At 55.8% G+C, this 21,829-nt stretch carries 23 protein-coding genes; 20 read left to right on the plus strand and 3 right to left on the minus strand.

The window, feature by feature from the left end; all coding sequences use genetic code 11:
- Positions 1–19: 19 nt before the first annotated feature.
- From VSQ30_RS02820 to trxB, 18 genes are all read left to right on the plus strand, one after another.
- Complete coding sequence (locus VSQ30_RS02820; RefSeq protein ID WP_334461847.1) at positions 20–1,705, plus strand: recombinase family protein; 1,686 nt, start codon at positions 20–22, stop codon at positions 1,703–1,705.
- Complete coding sequence (locus VSQ30_RS02825; protein ID WP_334461848.1) at positions 1,647–3,362, plus strand: recombinase family protein; 1,716 nt, start codon at positions 1,647–1,649, stop codon at positions 3,360–3,362. Before VSQ30_RS02820 ends, VSQ30_RS02825 begins: the two co-directional genes overlap by 59 nt.
- Complete coding sequence (locus VSQ30_RS02830; protein ID WP_334461849.1) at positions 3,362–4,903, plus strand: recombinase family protein; 1,542 nt, start codon at positions 3,362–3,364, stop codon at positions 4,901–4,903. Before VSQ30_RS02825 ends, VSQ30_RS02830 begins: the two co-directional genes overlap by 1 nt.
- 72 nt (positions 4,904–4,975) lie before the next feature.
- A complete protein-coding gene (locus tag VSQ30_RS02835; RefSeq protein ID WP_334461850.1) occupies positions 4,976–6,100 on the plus strand; it encodes an AAA family ATPase in 1,125 nt (374 codons plus the stop codon).
- The gene (locus VSQ30_RS02840; protein ID WP_334461851.1) at positions 6,097–6,789 is read left to right on the plus strand and encodes a DUF4276 family protein; all 693 of its coding nucleotides are present in this window, start codon (positions 6,097–6,099) and stop codon (positions 6,787–6,789) included. The genes VSQ30_RS02835 and VSQ30_RS02840 overlap by 4 nt, the downstream gene beginning before the upstream one ends.
- Positions 6,790–6,812: 23 nt before the next feature.
- Positions 6,813–7,334: a stage V sporulation T C-terminal domain-containing protein gene (locus tag VSQ30_RS02845; RefSeq protein WP_502876176.1), complete on the plus strand. Its 522-nt coding sequence runs from the start codon at positions 6,813–6,815 to the stop codon at positions 7,332–7,334.
- A gap of 190 nt (positions 7,335–7,524) precedes the next feature.
- A complete protein-coding gene (gene rimP / locus VSQ30_RS02850) occupies positions 7,525–8,013 on the plus strand; it encodes a ribosome maturation factor RimP (protein WP_237076201.1) in 489 nt (162 codons plus the stop codon).
- Positions 8,014–8,023: 10 nt separating this feature from the next.
- Entirely contained in the window at positions 8,024–8,458 is a 435-nt protein-coding gene (locus VSQ30_RS02855) for a GNAT family N-acetyltransferase (protein WP_334461854.1), read from the plus strand.
- A gap of 49 nt (positions 8,459–8,507) precedes the next feature.
- Entirely contained in the window at positions 8,508–9,593 is a 1,086-nt protein-coding gene (gene nusA / locus VSQ30_RS02860; RefSeq protein ID WP_334461855.1) for a transcription termination factor NusA, read from the plus strand.
- Between the two features lie 249 nt (positions 9,594–9,842).
- Positions 9,843–10,133, plus strand: a complete 291-nt coding sequence (gene rnpM / locus VSQ30_RS02865; protein WP_334461856.1) for an RNase P modulator RnpM — start codon at positions 9,843–9,845, stop codon at positions 10,131–10,133.
- On the plus strand, positions 10,123–10,452 hold the full coding sequence (locus VSQ30_RS02870) for a L7Ae/L30e/S12e/Gadd45 family ribosomal protein (RefSeq protein ID WP_160642245.1): 330 nt from the start codon (positions 10,123–10,125) through the stop codon (positions 10,450–10,452). The genes rnpM and VSQ30_RS02870 overlap by 11 nt, the downstream gene beginning before the upstream one ends.
- Complete coding sequence (gene infB, locus VSQ30_RS02875; protein WP_160642244.1) at positions 10,449–12,836, plus strand: translation initiation factor IF-2; 2,388 nt, start codon at positions 10,449–10,451, stop codon at positions 12,834–12,836. The genes VSQ30_RS02870 and infB overlap by 4 nt, the downstream gene beginning before the upstream one ends.
- A 223-nt stretch (positions 12,837–13,059) precedes the next feature.
- Positions 13,060–14,334 carry an NAD(P)/FAD-dependent oxidoreductase gene (locus VSQ30_RS02880; RefSeq protein WP_334461858.1) on the plus strand — a complete coding sequence of 425 codons (1,275 nt, stop codon included), beginning with the start codon at positions 13,060–13,062 and terminating at the stop codon, positions 14,332–14,334.
- Positions 14,335–14,336: 2 nt separating this feature from the next.
- Positions 14,337–14,696: a DUF1667 domain-containing protein gene (locus tag VSQ30_RS02885; RefSeq protein ID WP_334461860.1), complete on the plus strand. Its 360-nt coding sequence runs from the start codon at positions 14,337–14,339 to the stop codon at positions 14,694–14,696.
- Between the two features lie 56 nt (positions 14,697–14,752).
- On the plus strand, positions 14,753–15,469 hold the full coding sequence (locus tag VSQ30_RS02890; RefSeq protein ID WP_334461861.1) for an HAD family hydrolase: 717 nt from the start codon (positions 14,753–14,755) through the stop codon (positions 15,467–15,469).
- A gap of 88 nt (positions 15,470–15,557) precedes the next feature.
- On the plus strand, positions 15,558–16,040 hold the full coding sequence (locus tag VSQ30_RS02895) for an LURP-one-related family protein (protein WP_160642240.1): 483 nt from the start codon (positions 15,558–15,560) through the stop codon (positions 16,038–16,040).
- A gap of 87 nt (positions 16,041–16,127) precedes the next feature.
- Positions 16,128–16,439 (plus strand): thioredoxin, encoded by a 312-nt coding sequence (gene trxA, locus VSQ30_RS02900; protein WP_160642239.1) that lies wholly within the window; start codon positions 16,128–16,130, stop codon positions 16,437–16,439.
- Positions 16,440–16,514: 75 nt separating this feature from the next.
- Positions 16,515–17,426, plus strand: coding sequence for a thioredoxin-disulfide reductase (gene trxB / locus VSQ30_RS02905; RefSeq protein ID WP_334461863.1), 912 nt, complete (start codon positions 16,515–16,517; stop codon positions 17,424–17,426).
- Between the two features lie 138 nt (positions 17,427–17,564).
- On the opposite strand, the gene VSQ30_RS02910 is transcribed toward trxB, so the two are convergent.
- From VSQ30_RS02910 to VSQ30_RS02920, 3 genes are all read right to left on the minus strand, one after another.
- A complete protein-coding gene (locus VSQ30_RS02910; protein WP_334461865.1) occupies positions 17,565–18,047 on the minus strand; it encodes a threonine/serine exporter family protein in 483 nt (160 codons plus the stop codon).
- On the minus strand, positions 18,044–18,817 hold the full coding sequence (locus tag VSQ30_RS02915) for a threonine/serine exporter family protein (protein ID WP_334461867.1): 774 nt from the start codon (positions 18,815–18,817) through the stop codon (positions 18,044–18,046). Before VSQ30_RS02915 ends, VSQ30_RS02910 begins: the two co-directional genes overlap by 4 nt.
- Before the next feature lie 92 nt (positions 18,818–18,909).
- A complete protein-coding gene (locus VSQ30_RS02920) occupies positions 18,910–19,302 on the minus strand; it encodes an SdpI family protein (protein ID WP_334461869.1) in 393 nt (130 codons plus the stop codon).
- 112 nt (positions 19,303–19,414) lie between these two features.
- Here VSQ30_RS02920 and VSQ30_RS02925 point away from each other — a divergent pair, with 112 nt between their 5' ends.
- Both VSQ30_RS02925 and VSQ30_RS02930 read left to right on the plus strand, forming a co-directional pair.
- Positions 19,415–20,071: a response regulator transcription factor gene (locus tag VSQ30_RS02925; RefSeq protein ID WP_334461871.1), complete on the plus strand. Its 657-nt coding sequence runs from the start codon at positions 19,415–19,417 to the stop codon at positions 20,069–20,071.
- A gap of 140 nt (positions 20,072–20,211) precedes the next feature.
- Complete coding sequence (locus tag VSQ30_RS02930; protein ID WP_334461874.1) at positions 20,212–21,789, plus strand: carboxylesterase/lipase family protein; 1,578 nt, start codon at positions 20,212–20,214, stop codon at positions 21,787–21,789.
- Positions 21,790–21,829: the final 40 nt, after the last annotated feature.

Here is a 21,829-nt window from a genome sequence, read left to right on the forward strand (position 1 = left end):
TACAGGAAGGAGAAGCGCTATGAGTATGCGGCTTGAACAGAAGTTTAAGGTCGCCATCTACCTGCGTTTATCGAAGGATGATGGCGACCTTTCGCTTTCTGAAAATGGCAAATCGGAAAGCAACAGCATCCACAACCAGCGTGAGCTTTTGATGGGCTATTTGAAAGGTCACCCGGAAATGGAGCTATACGGAGAATATAAGGACGACGGCTACACCGGCACCAATTTTGACCGCCCGGAGTTCCAGCGGATGCTGGAGAGCATCCGGCGCGGAGACGTGAACTGTGTGCTGGTAAAAGACCTTTCCCGGTTTGGGCGGGATTATATTGACTGCGGCAAGTATATCGAAAAAATTTTCCCACAGCTTGGCGTGCGGTTCATCTCGCTGAATGACCACTATGATACGGCTGCTATGGGGAGCACGGACAATATTATCATCCCCTTCAAGAATCTGATCAACGATTCCTATAGCCGCGATATCTCGGTCAAAGTCCGCAGCAACCTGGAGGCCAAGCGGCGGCAGGGGGCGTACACGGGCAATTATACGCCGTATGGGTATAAGAAAGACGATGGGGACAAAAACCGCTTAGCCATAGATGAATATGCGGCAGAAATCGTCCGCGACATCTTCAAGTGGAAAATAGAAGGCTTTAGCCCGGAACAGATTGCCCGCAAGCTGGACGCTATGGGCATATTGTCACCGGCAGAGTACAAGAAATCCACTGGCAGTCATTTTGTCACCGGCTTTCAGACAAGCGGGAAGGCAAAATGGAGCCATGTCACGGTGAGCCGGATTTTAGGGAACGAGGTCTACACGGGAACCCTTGTACAAGGGAAAAGGTCATCCCTAAATTATAAAACAAAACGGATTGTTTACAATGACCCCCGCGAATGGGCGCGGGTAGAGGATACCCATGAGGCCATCGTGCCCAGGCCCCAGTTTGACCTGGTGCAGCAGCTTATGCAAGAAGACACCCGGGCAGGTTCCCGTGGGGAGGCTGTGCAGCCCTACTGTGGCCGTATTTTCTGCGGAGACTGTCAAAAGCCTATGTTCCGGAAAACGGTAAACTCTGGCGGCAAGCGGTACGTTTACTATGTGTGCAGCTCTTACAAACAGGATAAAACCCAGTGCAGCCAGCACAGCATCCGGGAGGACGTGCTGGACGCCACTGTCCTTGCCACCGTGCAAAGGCAGATTGAGGTTATCCTGGAAATGGAGAAAGCCATGGACAAAATCGAATCCTTGTCCTGGGAGAATACGGAGCTTGCGAAAATTGATGCTGGCTTAGCGTTCCAGCGGCAGGTCGTGGAAAGGAACAACGCCCTGCGCCTAGATATCTATGAGGATCTGCGGAGCGGGATACTCACGAAGGACGAATTCCTGTCCATGAAGGAGGAGTTTACTTCCCGCATTCAAGAAGCGAACCAGGCCATAGAGCGGCTTACTATGGAGCGCAGCAATCTCCGCCACGGCATGAGCCAGCAGCAGGGGTGGCTTGCGCAGTTCAGACAGTATGAGAATATCACGGAAATTACCCGGCTGGTGGTGGTCAGCCTGATTGAACGAATCAACGTGTACGAGGATGCGGAGATTGAAGTGGTGTTCCGGCAGAAGAATCAGTTTGAAGATATCATGCAGTTTTTGAATGAGCAGGGAGGTGAGTTCAGTGGCGCGCGTGTCAAGAAAATCGGACAGGCCGGTTGAAGCGGTACAGGCCCCAGGTCTATTCCGCACAGCCCTATATCTTCGTCTCTCTGTAGAAGATAACGGCAAGAAGGATGCGGACTCTTTGGAAAACCAGGAGGCTTTTTTGCGGGGATATGTGGCGGAAAGGCCCTATTTGGCTTTGTCGGGGGTTTATACGGACAACGGCCGCACTGGCACGGATTTTGACCGCCCGGCTTTTAGCAGGATGCTGGAGGACGTGCGTGCCCGTAAAATTGACTGCATTGTGGTGAAAGACCTTTCCCGTCTGGGACGCAACTATGTGGAAACGGGCAACCTCCTGGAAAAAGTGTTCCCGTTTTTAGGCGTCCGTTTCATCGCGGTCAATGACCATTATGACAGCGCGGACCTGTCCTCCAGCGAGGAGTTGGGCGCTTCGCTGAAAAACCTGATCAATGACATTTATGCCAAAGACATTTCCCGTAAGTCCGGTTCGGCGCTGAAGGCCAAACGGCTCCGGGGCGAGTATGTGGGCAGTTATGCCCCGTATGGCTACCTGAAAGACCCCAGCAATAAAAACCACCTTATCCCTGACCCGGAAACACTGGATACCGTCCGGGAGATATTCCAGTTGCGGGCAGAGGGGAACGGAATCAGCACTATCACCCGGATATTGAACGAGAGGGGCATTCCGTCCCCGGGCCGCCTGCGGTTTGAACGTGGTATCTTTTCCAATAATAACCAAAAGGGGAAGGATCTGCCCTGGAACCGCCATGTGCTTTCTGACATTCTGAAAAACGTAGTGTATATTGGCCACCTGGCCCAGGGACGCTCTGGCAGCGCGCTGTATCGAGGCATCCCCTTCCATCGCACGGAGGAAGCAGAATGGGACGTGGTAGAAAACACGCATGAGCCTATTATCGAGATGGAGTTGTGGGGCAAGGTGCAGGCAGTAAACGAACAGGCGGCAGAAAAATATAAAAGCTGCTATGGAAAGTACGCCCACTTGCCTAAGCGGGAAAACCCATATGGCTCCCTGCTGCGCTGCGCGGACTGCGGGAGGGTGCTCAAGCAGGTGCATTCCTACAGTCACGATGGGAAAAAGGGCTATTTTAATTATAAATGCCCGGAGCATATCGAATTAGGTGATGCCGCCTGCCCGAAGAAGAATATCCGGGCCGATGACCTTGATGCGGCTGTGCTTGCCATCTTGCGGCGGCAGATGGATTTGTTTCTGGATGTGCAGAAGGTGCTGAAAGAGTGCCTGGCAATGGAAAAGACCAGGTCAAAGCAGAAGGCCCCGGCAGAAAGTATGCAGGCACTTGAGCAGGAAATTGACAAGAGAAACCGCCAGTGCACAGACCTGTATGCGGATTATAAAGAAGGCATCCTCACAAGGGACGAGTATGTATATGCCAAAAAGCGATACCTGGATGAAATCCAGGGTATGAAACGGCAGCTTTCCGAACAAAAAGGAGTGCGTAAAAAGATGGAAAAACTGGTGGATGGAGAACAGAAATGGTCACAACTTATTGAGCAGTATTATCTTGCCGACCGTGTTTCGGCTGAGATGATACAGGCCATGGTGAAAAGCATGACGCTGGACACAGACAACAGCATCTCCATTGAGTTCCGGTACATGGATGAATTTGAAAAGATGCTGGCTGCCTGTAAAAAATACCGGGAGGCGGCGTGATGAAACATATTGCCATGTATCTGCGGCTTTCCCAGGAGGACGTGGATGTGAAATCAAACGTACTGAAGGATGAAAGCAACAGCATCCACAGCCAGCGGCTGGTGATACAAAAATATATAGAGGGTACTGCTGATTTGAAAGGTATGCCCATCTGGGAGTTCCGGGACGATGGCTACACCGGCACGAATTTTGACAGGCCGGAAATGCAGCGGATGCTGGGGCTGGCCCGTTCTGGGGAGATTGGCTGCATTGTGGTGAAGGACCTTTCCCGGTTTGGGAGGAATTACCTGGAAACGGGGGATTATCTGGAGCATATCTTCCCGTTCCTTGGCGTGCGGTTTGTTGCCATCAATGACAGCTATGACAGCAGTAAATATGCGGGCACCACGGGTGGGATCGAAGTGGCGTTCAAGAACCTGATTTACCAGCGGTACAGTCAGGATTTGTCTGAAAAGGTAAAATCCGCCATGCACATGAAGATGGCAAAAGGCCAGTATGTGACCCACTGCCCCTATGGGTATAGGAAAAAACCAGGGGTCAAGCATGAAATGGTGCCTGACCCGGTGGCCGCTCCCATTGTGCAGGAGATTTTCCGTTCTGCCATAGACGGCATGAAAAGCACGGAGATTGCTGCCATGCTCAATAGCAGGGGTGTTCCCACGCCCCAGCAGCATAAAGGCACTGTCCGCAGCGACCTGCACAGCGCTCCCATGTGGAGCCACCAGGCCGTTTTGCGAATCATCCAGGACTACAAGTATACTGGGGCGATGGTCAATTTCAAGTGTGAGAATACCACGATCCGGGCAAAAGTCCAGCATAAGCTGGATCGATCCCAATGGGTCATCGTAGAGGACAGCCATGAACCCCTGGTGACCCATGAGGAGTATGAGGCGGCCAATGCCACGCTCCGCAAGCCCAAACGGACGAAAGCTATCAGGACTCAACGCCCGGATCTGGTCTACTACTGCGGGCATTGCGGCCGTCGGCTGCGCAAGACCTTTGGTCTTGACGAATACTATTCCTGTGCCACGCAGATGTACCAGAAGGACGCCCCGTGCGCTCCAATCCATTGGAGCCGCACTGAATTGGAAAGAGTGGTGCTGGAAGCGTACAAAGCCCATCTGGCGGTGCTGGGAGAGCAATATAAGCAGAGCCGGAAAACGCCGGCAGTAGACCCTTTGAAAGAGTGCAGAGGACGACAAAAGGTAATCTCGGCGAAATTGGAGGGGTTGGACAGCAAAAACCTTAGTCTATATGAGCAATACCGCGCCGGTAACTTTGATAAGGAGGACTTCCTTCAGAAAAAGACGGAATTACTTCATGAAAAAGAATGCCTGCAGAAAGAATTGGCTGCGCTGCGGATGGAAGAGGAAAGGCTGGCCCAGGCCAGGAAAGCAGAAGATAGTGACCGGCAGGCGTTAAAAGAGGCGGTAGATAGTCTGGCTTGTTCGGATGAGCAGCTGCGGGGGAAAATGTACGATGCCATTGAAAGGGTAGATGTATTGGATAATTCCGAAATTCAGATTAGATGGAAAGCTTGAAAAATGGACGAAATACGGCTATAATAGATAAAATATGGAATATACGCATTTCCTTTTTAAGGAGGGAAACTTATGGCACAGACAGCATTGCGGTCGATCGCTTTGGCGGGATATCGTTCTTATAACAATGATATGGAACAAAACCAGATTGAGCTCCATAATGTGAATGTTATTATTGGGGCGAATGGCGCAGGGAAAAGCAACCTCATTTCATTTTTAGAGATGATTTCTTTTATGATGACACGGGGAATGCAACACTATGTCTCCCAGCACGGAGGGCCTCAATCCCTGCTCTATTTGGGGGCAAAGCAAACAGAGAAAATTCAGGGGAAATTGGTAATCGCGGATGATGAAGGAGAAAAAGAGGACATATATTCCTTTTGCCTTGAAAAAAGCGCTTCTGATCAGATGTTTTTTTCCGAAGAACGTATGTCATACCAGGATCAGCGGCACTTTATGCCTTTTGAGAAAGAATTTGGTGTGGGCCATTTTGAGGCTGGGCTGGCAGATGACTGGGAGGCCACTGCTAAAACACTGCGCAGATATTTGGGACAGTTAAAGGTTTTCCATTTCAACGATACGACTATAAATTCCCGTATCCGTAGTAGTACCAATACCACAGACGGAGGCTACCTGCGTTCAGACGGTGGGAATATAGCGGCATTTTTATACCGTATGCGGGAAAACCAGGATGAAGTGCTCTATTACGAAAGGATTGTCCGATATATCCGCATGGTACTCCCACAGTTTTATGATTTCATTCTGGAACCGGATAACGGCAGGCTGGCCCTAAACTGGCAGCAGGCTGGCAGCGAGGAAGTATTCGGCCCCCATCAGTTTTCTGACGGAGCTCTACGCTTTGTAGCCCTCACCACGTTGCTGCTCCAACCGCCCCGGACCGCGCCCATGACCATTATTTTAGATGAGCCTGAAATTGGCCTCCATCCCATGGCGATTTCTCTGTTGGCCAAGGAGATCTGCATGGCAAGCAAAACCTCGCAAATCATTGTGTCAACCCAATCGCCCCTGCTGCTGGATCAGTTTTCCTGTGACGATATAATTACAGCTGATTATGATGCAGTCAATCAATGCAGTATCCTTCGCAGGCATAAAGAATCTGAATTGCGGGATTGGCTGAAAGAATACACGCTGGGAGAATTGTGGGAGAAGAACGTGTTGGGAGGGATGCCTCTATGATACGCGTGAACGTTTTGGCAGAAGGGCAGACAGAAATGGTTTTCGTAAAGTCTTCTCTTAACCGTCATTTCAGGGGGCAGATAGTTTTAAATTCCCGCTGTGTTCTTACCGGACGTGATAAACATTCAGGAAAAGAATACCGTGGAGGGATGTCAAAATATCAAAAGGCAAAAAACGATATAATGCATTGGCTGCTTGAGGATACGGGTGCGTATGTCACCACCATGTTTGATTTTTTCCGTTTGCCGACGGATTTCCCAGCGTATGAGAAGGCGATGGAATACCAGGACCACAGGCAATCTGTCAGGATTTTAGAAGAAGCATTGAAAGCAAATATTACATCAGACCCGGATTTTAGGGGCCGCCCAGAGAGGTTTATCCCCTATATACAGCTTCACGAATTTGAGGCACTGCTATTTACAGATGTCCGTGTTTTGAAAGGGGACTATCTGGAGCCCGATGAGCAGCGAAATTTGGACTGGCTTTATGAGGAAACAAAGGAAATCCCTCCGGAAGAAATCAACCACGGCGCAGAAACGGCGCCATCCAAACGGTTGCTCAATGCCGTTGATTATCGGAAAGGGGCCCCTTGCGTGTGGATAGATTCTCTTACAATCCCAGCAATCCGAAACAAACGCCCTCATTTTTCTCAATGGCTAGACAGCTTGTCCAGTTTAGAGGGCTTTTAAGCGAAAATTTCTTTTGTGATTACTTGACACAAGCAGACGACCTGGGGCGGGTAGTTATCCCCAAGGAAATCCGGCGGACCCTGCGGATCCGGGAGGGGATGCCCATGGAAATTTTCACAGACGTATCCGGCGGGGTAATCCTGAAAAAGTATTCCCCTGTAGGGGAGATGTCCCAACTGGCTTCCGCTTATGCGGAAACCCTGGTACACCTGACCGGGCACGGGGCTGTGGTGTGCGATACCGAGCAGATTATCGCCGTAGCCGGCTCTGCCAAAAAGGATCTGCTCCACAAGCCCCTTTCCCCCCAGCTGGAGGAGCTGGTGCAGGGGAAGCGGAATTTCATTTCCAACGCGGAAAACACCGTGCTGGTGGCCCAGGGCCAGCCGGCCACAGCGCTGGCTGTGTTCCCGGTGGTGTCTGTAGGAGACGTGATGGGGGCTGTGATGCTTCTGAAAAGCGAGAAGTCTCCCGCCCGGGTCAGCGCGGAGGCCGCCGAAAGCGCCAAGGCCGCGGCCATGTTCCTCTCCCGGCAGTTAGAGGCCTGACAGCAGCCGGGAGAGAGGCCCGCAGGCCTCTTTGCCGGGAAAAAGGCCTGTAAACCTTGGAAAAACTGTAGGTTTGCCCTTGATTTTTGGGGAACCGGGTGGTATACTAGATATGGTAATAGGAAGGATGATGAAAGAGTGGGGCGACCCGCTCTTTCGTTTGCTTTGGCAGGAAAGGAAGGGGAGGCGCTTGGAAGCAGGGACAAAAAAGAAAGGCAGCGTGGCGGAACGGGTGCGGCAGATGGCAGAGCCTTTAGCCGCTGGGCTTCACCTGATGCTGTGGGACGTACAGTTTGTAAAGGAAGGCGCCCAGTGGTATCTGCGCATTTTCATCGACAAGGAAGACGGCGTGGGCATAGACGACTGCGTGGACATGACCCACGCCCTCAGCCCGGAGCTGGACAAGGAGGATCCCATCCCCCAGGAATATATGCTGGAGGTGTCCTCGCCGGGGCTGAACCGGAAGCTGACACGGCCCGAGCATTTTGAAGCGTATTTGGGCGCGCCGGTGAAGGTGAAGCTGATCCGGCCTTTAGAGGACGGCAGGCGGGAGCTTTCCGGGGAGCTGGTGGATTTCACGCCTCCCGGTTCCTTTGAAGTCCGGCTGGACGAGGAAACCTCCGCAAGCTTTGAAAAGAAGGAGTGCGTTTCTGTTACGGTAATGGACGACGATTTTTAGGAGCAGTAAAATGGAGTTCACCATACAGGCAGAAAGGCTTGCGGCAGCGGAATATATAGAGTTTTTAAAGCACACAGACCTGGGCAGCCAATATCCCCGGGAGCGCTTTGAGGCCCGCGTAGAAAAGCTGGTGGGAAACGCTTCCATTTCCCTTACAGCCCGGGACAGCGCAGGCGCCCTTTCAGGGGTGTGCTTCGGCATTACAGACTTTGCCTACTGGCTGTTTATCACAGACCTGGGCGTGATACGCTCCTGCACTGGCCAGGGGATTGGGCGGGCGCTGGTGGAAAAGGCCCTGGAAACAGCCGGCGGCGAAAAGGACATTATACTGTACACCTGCCCCCATGAAAACGCCGTCCCCTTTTATGAAAAGCTGGGAATGGAAAAAACAGATGACATTATGATGCATAACAAAATAGAGTGGACGGGTTTTACCGTCACATGACTCTGGCACAACGGCAAGTATTTGATATAATAAGGAGTGGTTTGGAAAAATGGCGCGGAAGAAGAAGGAGCCGGAGCAGCAGGGCAACGAGGAATTGTTTGTGGCCTTGGGGCTTTTGGAAAAGGAAAAGGGCATCCCGGTAGATTTTATGCTGGACAAAATCAAGAAGGCGATTGCCACAGCCTGCAAAAACAACTATGGCAACGAAGAAGTGGACGTGCGGGTGGATGCAAACACCGGGCGGTTTGACGTATACCTGCTGAAAACCGTGGTGGAAGAGGTGGAGGATTCCAACCGGGAAATCCTCTATGATCTGGCAAGGGAGATAAACCCCCTGGCCCTTTTAGGGGAGCAGGTGGGCATTAAGCTGGACACCAAGCAGTTTGGGCGCGTGGCAGCCCAGACAGCCCGGAACATTATCCGCCAGGGCATCCGGGACAGCGAGCGGGGCCAGATGATGCAGGAATTCCAGAGCAAGCACCAGGAGCTGGTAAGCGGCCTGGTGGAGCGCATTGACCCGAAAACCGGGGCCATTTCCCTGCGCATCGGCAAGGCGGAAGCTGTGCTGCCCAAGAACGAGCAGATTGGCGGGGAAAGCGTAAACGAGGGAGACTACATAAAGGTATATGTAGTCGATGTAAGGGAAACGGAGAAAGGCCCCAAGGCCATTATCTCCCGCACCCACCCGGACTTGGTAAAGCGCATGTTTGAGACGGAGGTGCCGGAAATCTATGACGGCACAGTGGAGATAAAGGCTGTATCCCGGGAGGCCGGATCCCGCACAAAGCTGGCCGTGCAGAGCCACAACCCGGACGTGGACGCTGTGGGCGCCTGCATTGGCGCCCGGGGCGCCCGGGTGTCGGAGATTGTGGACGAACTGGGCGGGGAGAAAATCGACATTGTGGAATACAGCGACGATCCCCAGAAGTTCATTGCGGCAGCCCTGTCCCCGGCAAGCGTGCTGAAGGTGGAGGCCGCCGAGGACGGTTCCCGTTCCTGCAAGGTGACAGTGCCCGACAGCCAGCTTTCCCTGGCTATCGGCAACAAGGGCCAGAATGCCCGCCTTGCCGCCAAGCTGACCGGCTGGAAAATTGACATCAAGCCCGAAAGCGGCTTCTACGGCGAGGAAGCGTGACGCCAACGTAACGCTTCACCCGAGACGCGGGGAGCGCAGGCGGAAACCTTTCGCCGCGGAATAAATTCCGCGCTTACAGAGGCCATCGCGTGTTCAGGGCGCTCCCGAAGCGCCCTTATATACAGAGACAGTAAGGATAGTAGGCCGATGCGCTGCGGCCTGTAGCTTGGTTTTTGGATCAAACCTTTTTACAAAAAGGTTTGCGGGGTGTGGGGCGAAGCCCCATGGCCTCAGGAGGGAGGGCAGGAAATGAAGCAGAAGAAGATCCCCCTGCGGATGTGTACGGGCTGCGGGGAAATGAAGCCCAAAAAAGAGCTGGTACGGGTGGTGCGGGGGCCTGAGAAGGAAGAAGGGGTCCCGCCGGAAATCTCCCTGGATTTGACCGGGAAGAAGCCCGGGCGGGGGGCCTATATCTGCCGGAGCCTTTCCTGCCTGCAAAAGGCCAGGAAGGCAAGAAGGCTGGAACGGGCGTTTTCCTGCAAGATCCCGGACGAGGTATATGAACAGATGGAAAAGGAGATGGGTGCCGATGGCGGATAAGGTGCTGTCGCTGCTGGGGCTGGCAAGGCGCGCCGGCAAGGTGCTGGGCGGCTTTGACCTGTGCGCCCAGGCCGCCCGGGACGGCAAGGCAAGGCTGCTGCTGGCGGCGGCTGATATTTCCGGCAAGACTTACAAAAATTTGCGTTTTGAAGCGGAGAGGGCGAAAATTCCCTGCGTGCGGGTGGAAGCGCCTATGGCAGAGCTGGGAAAAGCCTGCGGGGTCAGGGCCGGGGTGCTGGCTGTGACAGACGAGGGGTTTTCCAAAGCCCTGCTGGAGCTTAAAGAGGCTGTGAAGCGAGAAGGAGGAATTTGCTTATGATGGTGAAATACAGAGTGCGGGAGGTGGCGAAGGATCTGAACATCCCCAACAAGGAGGTTATAGATACTTTGGCCAAGTTCTTTCCCGAACCCAAGAAATATATGACCGCGCTGGAGGAAAACGAGCTGGACATTGTGCTGGAAAGCTTTACCCAGCAGCGGAACATGGAAAGCCTGGACAGTTATTTTGCCGAGCGCACCGCCGCTCCCGCGGCGCAGGCGGAAAAGCCCCAGGAAGAGGCCCCGGCCCAGAAGGCGGGGAACAGGCAGCAGCCGAATAAGGGCGCGAAGCCCCAGGAAAAGAAGGGGCAAAAGCCCCAGCAGGCCCAGGCAAAGCAGCCGGAGAAGCCCGCCGCGCCTGCTTCCGGAAAGCAGCAGGCCCCTGTGCAGGTGCGGGAGCCGAAGCAGCCTGTGCGCCGGGTGGTGGATACCCGCACGTCTAACGTGAACATTGACAAATACAGCGAGAAATACGACCGCCTTGCGGATCAGAAGGTGGGCGCCCGGAACGACAATGTTGTGACAAAGCAGAAGTTCACCAACCGGAACCAGCAGCGCCGGGGCCAGCAGCGCCGGGGCAAGCGGGAGACAGAGGCCGAGCGTTTGCGCCGCATTGCCCAGGAGCGCAAGGCAAAGCATATCACCATTGAGGTGCCGGAGGAAATCACGGTGGGCGAGTTTGCCCTGCGCTTAAAGGTTTCCGCCCCGGAGGTTATCAAAAAACTGATGGGCCTGGGGGTGTTTGCCGCTATCAACGATGCCATCGACTTTGACACCGCGGTGTTAGTGGCAGACGAATTCCACGCCAAGGTGGAAAAAGAAGTGGTGGTCACCATTGAGGAGCGCATTATTGACGACAGCGAGGACGAAGAGGCAAACCTGGCGCCCCGCGCCCCTGTGGTGGTGGTTATGGGCCACGTGGATCATGGCAAAACCTCCATTCTGGATGCCATCCGCCACTCTAATGTGACAGAGGGCGAGGCAGGCGGCATTACCCAGCACATCGGCGCATACCGGGTAAAGGTGGGCGACAGGGACGTAACCTTCCTGGACACCCCCGGCCATGCTGCCTTTACCACCATGCGCGCCAGGGGCGCCCAGGTGACGGACATTGCTGTGCTGGTGGTGGCGGCGGACGACGGCATTATGCCCCAGACGGTGGAGGCCATCAACCACGCCAAGGCTGCCGGGGTTTCCATTATCGTGGCCATCAACAAGATGGATAAGGTGGGGGCAAACCCGGAGCGGGTTATGGAGCAGCTTACGGAATACGAGCTGGTGCCCGAGGCCTGGGGCGGCGACACCCCCTGCATTCCGGTGTCTGCCCACACCAAAGAGGGTATGAACGACCTTTTGGAAATGATCATCCTCACTGCCGACATGATGGAACTAAAGGCCAACCCCGACCGCGCCGCCAAGGGCACTGTGGTGGAGGCGCGCTTGGACAAGGGCATGGGCCCCATTGCCACTGTGCTGGTGCAAAACGGCACCCTCCACGCCGGGGACATTATTGTGGCGGGCACCACCGTGGGCCGGGTGCGCTCCATGATGGACGACAAGGGCAGACGGGGCCAGGAGGCCGGGCCTTCCGTACCTGTTGAGATTACGGGCCTGAACGACGTGCCTGTGGGCGGCGACATCTTCAACGCCGTATCGGACGAGCGCCTTGCCCGGGAGCTGGTGGAGCAGCGCCTTACCGAGCAGAAGGAGGAAACCTTCCGGGCGCAGACCAAGGTTACCCTGGATAACCTCTTCGAGCAGATGAAGGAAGGCGAGATGAAGGAGCTGAAAATCATCGTCAAGGCAGACGTGCAAGGCTCTGTGGAGGCTGTGCGGCAGTCTTTGGAAAAGCTTTCCAACGAGGAAGTGCGGGTACACATTATCCACGGGGCTGTGGGCGCTGTGAACGAAAGCGATGTCATGCTGGCAAACGCTTCCAACGCCATTATCGTGGGCTTTAATGTCCGGCCGGATCCTGTTGCGGAGGAAAGCGCCAAGCGGGACGGGGTGGATATGCGGCTGTACCGCATTATCTATGACTGCATTGAGGAAATTGAGTCTGCCATGAAGGGCATGCTGGCGCCCAAGTACCGGGAGGTTTCCCTGGGCCGCGCCGAGTGCCGGGAGACTTACAAGATTTCCAACGTGGGCATGGTTATCGGCGGCCATGTGACAGCCGGAAAAATCACCCGCAATGCTCTTGTCCGGGTGGTGCGGGACGGCATCATCGTGGCAGACGACAAGATTGCCTCCCTGCGCCGCTTCAAGGACGATGTGAAGGAGGTTGCCGACGGCTATGACTGCGGCATCACCCTGGAGAAGTTCTCCGACATCAAGCAGGGCGACATCCTGGAAGCCTACGAAATGGAAGAGTACCGCGACTAGCCAACGTAACGTTGGATCTGTGACGCGGCAACGTAACGTTGCATCTGGGACGCGGGGGACGTGGCAGAAAGTCTTTCGCTGCGGAATAAATTCCGCGCTTACAGAGGCCATCGCGTTCCCGGGGCGGCTGTAAATTGGAAGTTTTTAAAGAGTCCAGGAAAGCTTTTTTCAAAGAGTTTCCCTGGCGGGGTTTGGGGCAGCGCCCCAACAGGGAGGAATTGCCATGAAGCATGACATTGTTATCATCGGCGGCGGCCCGGCGGGGCTGGCGGCTGCTATTGCGGCCAGGGAAAGCGGCGTGGAGGATGTTATTATCCTGGAGCGGGAAAAAGAGCTGGGAGGCATCCTCAACCAGTGCATCCACAACGGCTTTGGGCTGCATACCTTTAAAGAAGAACTTACCGGGCCGGAGTATGCCGCCCGGTACATAGAAAAGGCCCGGGAAATGGGCATCCCCCACCTTTTAAGCACTACGGTGGTGGATTTGCAGCGCCAGGGGGATTCGGTGGTTGTCACCTCCGTAAGCCGCCAGGACGGCCTTCTGCAAACAGAGGCCAAGGCCGCCGTGCTGTGCATGGGCTGCCGGGAGCGGCCCCGGGGCGCCTTGAACATCCCGGGCACCCGGCCCGCGGGCATTTTCTCTGCGGGCACGGCCCAGCGCTTAGTGAACATGGAGGGCTACCTGCCCGGACGGCGGGTTGTCGTTCTGGGCAGCGGCGACATCGGCCTGATTATGGCCCGCCGCATGACCCTGGAAGGCGCCAAGGTGCTGTGCGTGGCGGAGCTGATGCCCTATTCCGGGGGCCTTAAGCGGAACATTGTCCAGTGCCTGGACGATTACGGCATCCCCCTGAAACTGAGCCACACAGTGGTGGACATTGAAGGCAAGGAGCGCGTCACCGGGGTAACCATTGCCCAGGTGGACGAAAAGCTCAAGCCCATTCCTGGCACAGAGGAGCACTTCGACTGCGACACCCTGCTGCTTTCTGTAGGGCTGATTCCGGAAAACGAGCTTTCCAAGGCTGTGGGCGTGTCCCTTTCCCCCGTCACCAGCGGGCCGGTGGTCAATGAACAGTTAGAAACCAGCATCCCCGGCGTATTCGCCTGCGGCAACGTGTTGCATGTCCACGACCTGGTGGATTACGTCTCTGAGGAGGCCCAGCAGGCAGGCCGCAGCGCCGCACGGTTTGTCCGGGAGGGCCGGGAAGGGGGACAGCAGGAAATCCCCTTACAGCCCGCAGGGGCTGTGCGCTATACAGTGCCTGCCAGCATCTCTCCCCAGCGCATGGGGGATGCGGCTGTGGTGCGCTTCCGGGTGGGCCGCAACATGCGGAAGGCCACAGTACGGGTGCTTATTGACGGCAAAGAGGTCTTAAAGCGCCCCAGGCCTGTGATGGCCCCCGGGGAAATGGAGCAGGTGCTGCTGAAGAAAGAATGGTTTACAGGAGCGGAACAGGAAATCGTGGTGGAAGCCACTGACGGGCAGGAGGGAAGATAAGGATGGTACGGGAACTTACATGTATTAGCTGCCCTCTGGGCTGTCCCTTAAAGGTAGAGCTGGACGAAAGCGGCAGGGTGGTGTCTGTCACCGGGAACACTTGCAAGCGTGGGGAGGAATACGGCAAAAAAGAAGTGACCGCTCCCACCCGCACGGTCACCTCCACAGTGAGGGTGGAGGGGGCAAGCGTGCCCGTTACCTCTGTGCGCACCCAAACCGACATCCCCAAGGAGAAAATTTTTGCCTGCATGGAGGAAATCCGCAGGGCTGTGGTGAAAGCCCCTGTCCATATCGGGGACGTGGTCATTCACAATGTGGCCGGAACTGGGGTGGATGTGACGGCAACGAAAGCGGCAGTGTAGCAGGTCGCCCCAGAGCGGGGCCGCGGCCCAGCGAAGGCAGAAGAGAGGGAAATGTTTTGTTGGAAAAAAGCGTAACCACTATTCTATTTGATTTGGACGGCACCCTGCTGCCCATGGAGCAGGACGCCTTTGTGAAAACCTATTTCGGCCTGCTGGCAAAAAAGGCCGCTCCCTTTGGGTATGAGCCGAAGCCCCTGACGGATGCCGTGTGGAAGGGCACCGCCGCCATGGTGCAAAACGACGGCTCTGTCCCCAACTGCGAGCGCTTCTGGCAGGTGTTCGGGGATATCCTGGGGGAAAAGGCCCGGCTGCTCCGCCCGGAGTTTGACGATTTTTATGGCCGGGAGTTCCACAAAGCCAAAGCTTCCACAAGGGAAAACCCTCTGGCGAAAAAGGCGGTGCAGGGCCTGCGGGAAAAGGGCTATGACGTGATACTGGCCACAAACCCTGTCTTCCCGGAGGTCGCTGTGAAAACCCGTTTAAGCTGGCTGGGGCTTGCCCCGGAGGACTTCTCCCTGGTGACTGCCTATGAAAATTCTTCTTACTGCAAGCCAAACCCAGCCTACTACCGGGAAATTTTGGAAAAAACAGGAAAGCGCCCGGAAGAATGCCTGATGGCGGGGAATGACTGCAGGGAGGATTTGGCGGCCATGCAGGCCGGCATTGCCGTATACCTGATAACAGACTGCCTGGAGCACAGGGAAGGCGCGGACATAACCGGCGCGGAAACAGGCAGCTTCCAGGATTTTATGGCATACACGCTGGGCGCATAAATAAAACTTGACGAAAGGGCGGTACCGGGTGCAGAGGCAGGCGTTTCTTCCTGCTTTGTCCACATTCCGATCCGCATGGCAATAAAGCATGAAGCTGTATTTTGACAAGCGCCCCTTTAGCTGGGAGGCTGATTACACCATTTACGAGGAGACAGGCCATCCGGCTTACCAGGTGGTGGCAGCGCCAGAGGAAAAAGAAAATGTAATCCGCCTTTTTAACCAAAACGGGGTGGAGCTGGGCCGGGTGCGCTGCCGGAAAACGATTTTCGGAAAATGGAAATTTTCCATCTGGCAGGATGAAAACCAGATTGGCACTGTGGAAAAGTACAGCAGCCATGGAGTTGCCCGGTATGAGCTGAAGTGTTACCGCTGGCGGCTGTTTGGGAACATCATGGCCTATGAATATGACATCTATGACGGCAAGTATATGGTGATGCACGCCGGCAACGAGGACAACGCCTTTCCCGGCAAATTCGTTATCGACACCAGCTATTCCAACAACGAACAGCCAGCGCTGCTGGTAGCCCTTGCCATGGAAGCCGCCAACAGCACCCTGCCTCCCAGAAAGTGATTTTTCTGGACGCCTTTCATGTCCCGCTGGTTTTGGGGCAGGATATTTGCAGGAAAACCTATATGACACAGAGAAAGGATGAGAAAAATGGCAGTAAAAACCTTTACGCAGGAAAACTTTGATCAGGAGGTGCTGGGCGCCCGGGGTCCCGTATTGGTGGATTTCTGGGCAAGCTGGTGCGGACCCTGCAAGATGTTCTCCCCCATTGTAGACGATTTTGCCGCTTCCCACAGCGGGGACGTGCTGGTGGGCAAGGTAAACATTGACGAGGAGCCGGACTTAGCCGCCCGCTACGGGGTGATGAGCATTCCCACTGCCATCCTCTTTAAGGGCGGGGAAGTGGCAGGCACCCTGGTGGGGGTACAGCCCAAAGAAAACCTGGAAGCCCTGCTGAAATAACACAAAAGCGCACAGGCTTGCGGGAATGTTCCCGGCAGGCGTGTGCGCTTTTCCATTGGAAGGAGACGATGGTTCATGCTATACGATATGATTGTAATAGGCGGCGGCCCGGCGGGTTATACGGCGGCGCTGTATGCGGGCCGGGCAAACCTGTCTGTGCTGGTGCTGGAAAAGTTGGCGCCGGGAGGACAGATGGGCACTACGGATCAGATTGACAATTACCCCGGCTTTCCCGAGGGCATAAACGGCTTTCAGCTTGCCATGGAGATGAAAAAGGGAGCGGAGCGCTTTGGGGCCGAAACCAAGCTGGCAGCGGTTACAGCGGCGCGGCTGGCAGGAGACATCAAAGAGGTGGAGGCAGGCGGGGAGCGTTTCCAGGGGAAAACGGTTGTGCTGGCCTGCGGCGCGCATCCCCGGGAGCTGGGCCTCCCTGGGGAAAAGGAGCTGCGGGGCCGGGGCGTTTCCTACTGCGCCACCTGCGACGGCATGTTCTTCCGGGGCAAAACCGTGGCTGTGGCAGGCGGCGGCAACACCGCGGCGGCTGACGCGCTGTACCTTTCCCGGATTTGTGAAAAGGTGGTCATGATCCACCGGCGGGATAAGCTGCGGGCTTCGGCAGCTTATCTAAAGCCTCTGCTGGAAACCGGGAACGTGGAGTTTTGCTGGGACAGCCAGGTGGTTTCCCTTTCCCATGAGGCAGCCCTGACCGGGGTGGAGCTTCTGCATAAAAAGACCGGGGAGAAAAGCTTCCTTCCCTGTAGCGGCTTGTTCGTGGCCATTGGGCAGGTGCCGGACACAGGGCTTTTCGCTGGGCAGATAGATTTAGACAGCGCGGGCTATGTGCAGGCAGACGAAAGCACCCGCACCAGCCTTCCCGGCGTGTTTGCGGCGGGGGATCTGCGGGCAAAGCCCCTGCGCCAGGTGGTCACGGCCTGTGCAGACGGCGCCTGCGCAGCCCAGGCCGCAGAGGAATATCTTTCCATATGATAGCCACTCATTGGCTGGGCGGCTCTTTTGGGCCGCAAACAGGGCATCCTCCTGGGGGAGGATGCCCTTTGCGCTTTGCGCGGCAGCGGTTTTGAAAAAACCGCTGGTTTGCGGCCTGGGGCGCTGGGGAAAGCGCTGTCATCTGCCTGTCCGGGCAGTGCTTTTCCCCTCCTGGCTCCAGGTGAAAAAGAACTTGGGCAGGGACAGCACGATGCCAATGCCCAGGGCTATGGCTATGGCTATTTTGATCGTCTCCAGGCCAGTGCTCAGGGCCAGGGAGTTGTCGCTCATAAAAAAGTGGTAGCCTGTGTAATAAATGCCTGCCCCGGGCACCAGGGGGAAAATGCCGCAAATCAAGAAAACGGTTACCGGGGCTTTGCGGGCAAAAGAAAACACCCGGGAAAACCAGGTAAGGGCCACAGTGGCAAAAAAAGAGGCCCCGACCACGCCCGCGCCCAGTTCCATGCTGACAAGGTATACCAGCCAGCCTACAGCGCCGGTTATGCCTGTGCAGAGCCACTCCCGGCGGGGCGTGTGGAAAATAATAGAAAAGGCTACTGTGGAGACAAAGGCCACCAGGGTCTGGAAAAGCCAGGTGAGAATGATAATGGGAGGAATCATAACAGGGCACCTCCTGTCAACAGGGACAGCGCCCGTACCACCACGCCTACGCCAACGGCAATGCAGCCGCCCACCAGCACAGCGTCCAGCATACGGATGGCGCCGCTTAAATAGTCGCCGTTAAAGAAGTCCCGGATAGAGGTGGTGAGGGCCACGCCAGGCACCAGCCGGATTATGGAACCAATGATAATTTTATCCATGTTGTCCCCCAGGCCCAGCAGCAGGAAAACCGCCCCGCAGAAGGTGACCAGGGCACTGGCGGAAAGGTTTGTGAGAAACTTGGAAAGGCCCTTCCTGCCTGTCCAGTACAGGTAAAGCTCCAAAGCAATGCCGCAGAAAAAGGCAATAAGAGCGTCCCGCCAGCTCCCGCCGAACAGGTAGCTGAAACAGGCGCTGCCTACAGCGCAGGCCAGCACAGCCAAGGGCAGGGTGGAATACGGCATGTCCCGCACCTGTTCTAAAACGGCAAAGGCTTCCTCCACGGTGTGCCTCCCCTGGACAATCTCCCGGGAAAGCTGGTTCACAGCAGAAATCCTGCCGAAATGGATAGCGGTGCTGGGCACGTGCTTCAGGCGGGCGGCGTGCTCTACCCCCTGCTCAACGCCTGTGGCGAAGATGGCGTTTGTCAGCACGTACACGTTAAAGGTGTCGATTTCATAGGCGGTGGCCACCCGCTCCATGGTTTCCTGGACGCGGGAAATTTCCGCGCCATTTTTTAAGAGGACCTCCCCCATCTGGAAGGAAAGCTCCAACGCGCTTGTCTTGTTCAAATTTGTCCCTCCTGCCGGGGATGAAAGCCGCCCATGTTCCCCGAGCCTTTCCAGCCACAGGGGCCTGGCGGCGATACCCCAGGTCTGCATCCTTACTCCTCCGGCCCCCGGGGCGTGCCGTCTTTGTTAAAATTCCTGTGCAGGGCAAGCTCTGTGGGCAGGATGGTGATGAGCATCACGATGCACTCCAGGATAATCAGGCCGCCGCCTATCCAGCCGGTGGTATCCTCGTCCAATTGCAGCACCAGCAGGACAATAAAAGTGATGAGGGTGACGGGCAGCGACACCAGCCCAATGACCCACCACAGCCTGCCTATGTACTGGTGGGCGAAAGCATTTGCCAGGTCGCTTTTGGAGGACATAGGCGTGCGGTAGCCAAAGGCGCTGTTTCTGCCCGGCGTGTGCCGGGTGAAATACCAGCCTGTCCCCAAAAACGTGGCGGGTATCAGCAGGCTGCAGAAAAAGAGGAAAAACCAGAACCACATATTGTAACCGCCTTTCTTTTTGGTGTATAATATTTTTAAAAGGTTGTTGTTGATATCATAATGATATTATAGACGGCTGTGGGAACAAAGTCAAGGGCTGGGGAGGAAAAACATGAAAACCATCGCGATTGTGGATGACGACATTTATATAGGCGACATGCTGGAGGATCTGCTCCACCGGGAGGGCTATGCCACTTTGCGGGCCTATTCAGGCACAGAGGCCCTCTATCTGCTTTCCCAGCACAAGCCTGACCTGGTGCTGCTGGATCTCATGCTGCCCGGCCTTTCCGGCGAGGAGGTGCTGCCCCGGATAGAGGGGGTTCCTGTGCTGGTGTTAAGCGCCAAGGCGGCAGTGGCAGACAAAGTGAGCCTGCTGATGGGGGGCGCCGCAGACTATATCACCAAACCTTTTGACACAAAGGAACTGCTGGCCCGCATTGTGGCGGCCCTGCGCAAAAGCCAGGGGGCAGACAGCGGCGTGCTGGCCTTTGAGGGCCTGCGGCTGGATGTTAAGTCCCATGAGCTGACAGCGGACGGCGTGCCTGTAAAGCTTACCCGGACGGAGTTTGCCATCCTCCGCCTGCTGCTGCAGAACCCGGAAAAAGCCATTGCCAAAAGCGCGGTTTTAGAGAGCATTGCCCTGGACACCCCGGACTGCACCGAGTCCAGCCTCAAGCAGCATGTAAGCAACCTGCGCAAAAAGCTGCGGGACGCCTGCGGGAAAAATTATATCGAAGCTGTGTGGGGCATTGGCTTCCGGCTGGGCTGACAGCTTGCCGCAGAAGCTTTCTTTCCGGAAATATGGCTTGCAAAGGACATCTGCGGGGTGTATACTGGAAACATATAAAACCGCGCGCAAAGGCTTTTACAAGGCTGCCATACAATCATCAGTAAAAGGAGTTGTGTCAAATGGATTTCTGCTTTTCCAAAACCGCGCCTATTGTGGAAACCGCCAAAGGCAAGCTGCGGGGCTTCCGCTTTAAGGGCGTAGATCATTTCTATGGCGTGCGCTATGCCAAAGCCAGGCGCTTCCAGATGCCCGAGCCTGTTGCGCCTTGGGAAGGCGTGAAGGACGCGGGCAGCTATGGCATGATCTGCCCGGTGCTGGGCGAGCCGCAGCCCTCCGGCGAGGTGCTGATTCCCCACCGCTTCTGGCCCAGCAGCGAGCACTGCCAGTATCTGAACGTGTGGACCAGCAGCTGCGACCGGCTGGCAAAAAAGCCTGTGATGTTCTGGATTCACGGCGGCGGGTACGCGGCGGGTTCTTCCATCGAGCAGGTGTGCTATGACGGCTTCAACCTGGCAAAGCTGGACGACGTGGTGGTGGTCAGCGTGAACCATAGGCTCAATGCCTTTGGCTATCTGGATATGTCCGCCTTTGGGGAGAAATATAAAAATTCTGTCAATGCGGGCATGGCTGATTTGGTGGAGGCCCTGCGCTGGGTGCGGGAGAACATTGCGGGATTCGGGGGCGATCCGGATAACGTGACCATCTTCGGCCAGTCCGGAGGCGGCGCCAAGGTGACAGTGCTGGGGCAGATTCCTGAAGCGGAGGGGCTGTTCCACAAGGCCATTGTGATGTCCGGCGTAATCCCCTCTGACATGAACCAAAACCTTGTAAGCGGCAAGGAACTGGTGCTGGAAATCCTTAAGCCCCTGCATATTCCCGAAAACCAGGCAGAGCGCCTGGAAAAAGTGCCTGTGCCCCAGTTTATCTGGGCTGTGAACAAGGCTGTGCGGGCCATTTACAAGCAGGGCAAGCGGGTAAGCTGGGGTCCTGCTCCCAACGGCTACTATGTTTGCGATCCCCTGGAGGGCAGCTTTACAGCCCACTCCCTGACCGTACCCACCATGGTAGGCTCTGTGCTGGCGGAGTTTGCCTTTGGCCCGGGCCGGGACATAAAAAACATGACGGAAGCGGACAGCGAAAAGCTGGTAAAAGATTTCTACGGGCCTGAGGGCGGCGGGAAAATCCTGGCAGAGTTCCGCAAGGCCTATCCCAACACCCCGGTGGCTTTCGCCGCGGATATGGACGACATGTTCCTGCCCGCCACTGTGGAATATGTGAAGAAAAAGGCAAAAGACGCCAGCGCGCCTGTGTATAACTACCTGTTTGCAAAGGTGTTCGATTATGACGGCGGCAAGGCTGCCTGGCACTGCTCGGATATCCCCTATTTCTTCCACAACGCCGGGATGATTCCTGTCTGCCACCAGGAAAACTGGGAGATGCTGGACAGAGTAATGTCCAGCGCGTTTGTAAGCTTTGCCCGTACAGGCGATCCCAACACCCAGGGGCTGCCCCAGTGGGACAGGTGCCAGGATGGCAGGATGGTGACCATGGTGCTGGACGACCAGTGCTATACCCAGACCAATATGCAGGATGAGCTGCTGCCCCTGCTGGCTGCCTACAAGCCCCATGCATCCTTTGATTTCGGCGCGCCTGCCGAGGAAGAGGAAGAGGAAGGCGGAAACGCCTGGGTGTTCTAAGGGTATTTTTCGCGATAAAAGATGGCAAAGGCCATGGGAA

The sequence above is a fragment of the Acutalibacter sp. JLR.KK004 genome, assembly GCF_036941085.1.
Taxonomy (GTDB): Bacteria; Bacillota; Clostridia; order Oscillospirales; family Acutalibacteraceae; genus Acutalibacter.

Bases quoted from the DNA above. Each gene is read 5' to 3' on its own strand.
- VSQ30_RS02820 (WP_334461847.1), top strand. From the start codon at position 20: ATGAGTATGCGGCTTGAACAGAAGTTTAAGGTCGCCATCTACCTGCGT.
- VSQ30_RS02825 (WP_334461848.1), top strand. From the start codon at position 1,647: ATGAGCAGGGAGGTGAGTTCAGTGGCGCGCGTGTCAAGAAAATCGGAC.
- VSQ30_RS02830 (WP_334461849.1), top strand. From the start codon at position 3,362: ATGAAACATATTGCCATGTATCTGCGGCTTTCCCAGGAGGACGTGGAT.
- VSQ30_RS02835 (WP_334461850.1), top strand. From the start codon at position 4,976: ATGGCACAGACAGCATTGCGGTCGATCGCTTTGGCGGGATATCGTTCT.
- VSQ30_RS02840 (WP_334461851.1), top strand. From the start codon at position 6,097: ATGATACGCGTGAACGTTTTGGCAGAAGGGCAGACAGAAATGGTTTTC.
- VSQ30_RS02855 (WP_334461854.1), top strand. From the start codon at position 8,024: ATGGAGTTCACCATACAGGCAGAAAGGCTTGCGGCAGCGGAATATATA.
- nusA (WP_334461855.1), top strand. From the start codon at position 8,508: ATGGCGCGGAAGAAGAAGGAGCCGGAGCAGCAGGGCAACGAGGAATTG.
- rnpM (WP_334461856.1), top strand. From the start codon at position 9,843: ATGAAGCAGAAGAAGATCCCCCTGCGGATGTGTACGGGCTGCGGGGAA.
- VSQ30_RS02870 (WP_160642245.1), top strand. From the start codon at position 10,123: ATGGCGGATAAGGTGCTGTCGCTGCTGGGGCTGGCAAGGCGCGCCGGC.
- infB (WP_160642244.1), top strand. From the start codon at position 10,449: ATGATGGTGAAATACAGAGTGCGGGAGGTGGCGAAGGATCTGAACATC.
- VSQ30_RS02880 (WP_334461858.1), top strand. From the start codon at position 13,060: ATGAAGCATGACATTGTTATCATCGGCGGCGGCCCGGCGGGGCTGGCG.
- VSQ30_RS02885 (WP_334461860.1), top strand. From the start codon at position 14,337: ATGGTACGGGAACTTACATGTATTAGCTGCCCTCTGGGCTGTCCCTTA.
- VSQ30_RS02895 (WP_160642240.1), top strand. From the start codon at position 15,558: ATGAAGCTGTATTTTGACAAGCGCCCCTTTAGCTGGGAGGCTGATTAC.
- trxA (WP_160642239.1), top strand. From the start codon at position 16,128: ATGGCAGTAAAAACCTTTACGCAGGAAAACTTTGATCAGGAGGTGCTG.
- trxB (WP_334461863.1), top strand. From the start codon at position 16,515: ATGCTATACGATATGATTGTAATAGGCGGCGGCCCGGCGGGTTATACG.
- VSQ30_RS02910 (WP_334461865.1), bottom strand. From the start codon at position 18,047: ATGATTCCTCCCATTATCATTCTCACCTGGCTTTTCCAGACCCTGGTG.
- VSQ30_RS02920 (WP_334461869.1), bottom strand. From the start codon at position 19,302: ATGTGGTTCTGGTTTTTCCTCTTTTTCTGCAGCCTGCTGATACCCGCC.
- VSQ30_RS02925 (WP_334461871.1), top strand. From the start codon at position 19,415: ATGAAAACCATCGCGATTGTGGATGACGACATTTATATAGGCGACATG.
- VSQ30_RS02930 (WP_334461874.1), top strand. From the start codon at position 20,212: ATGGATTTCTGCTTTTCCAAAACCGCGCCTATTGTGGAAACCGCCAAA.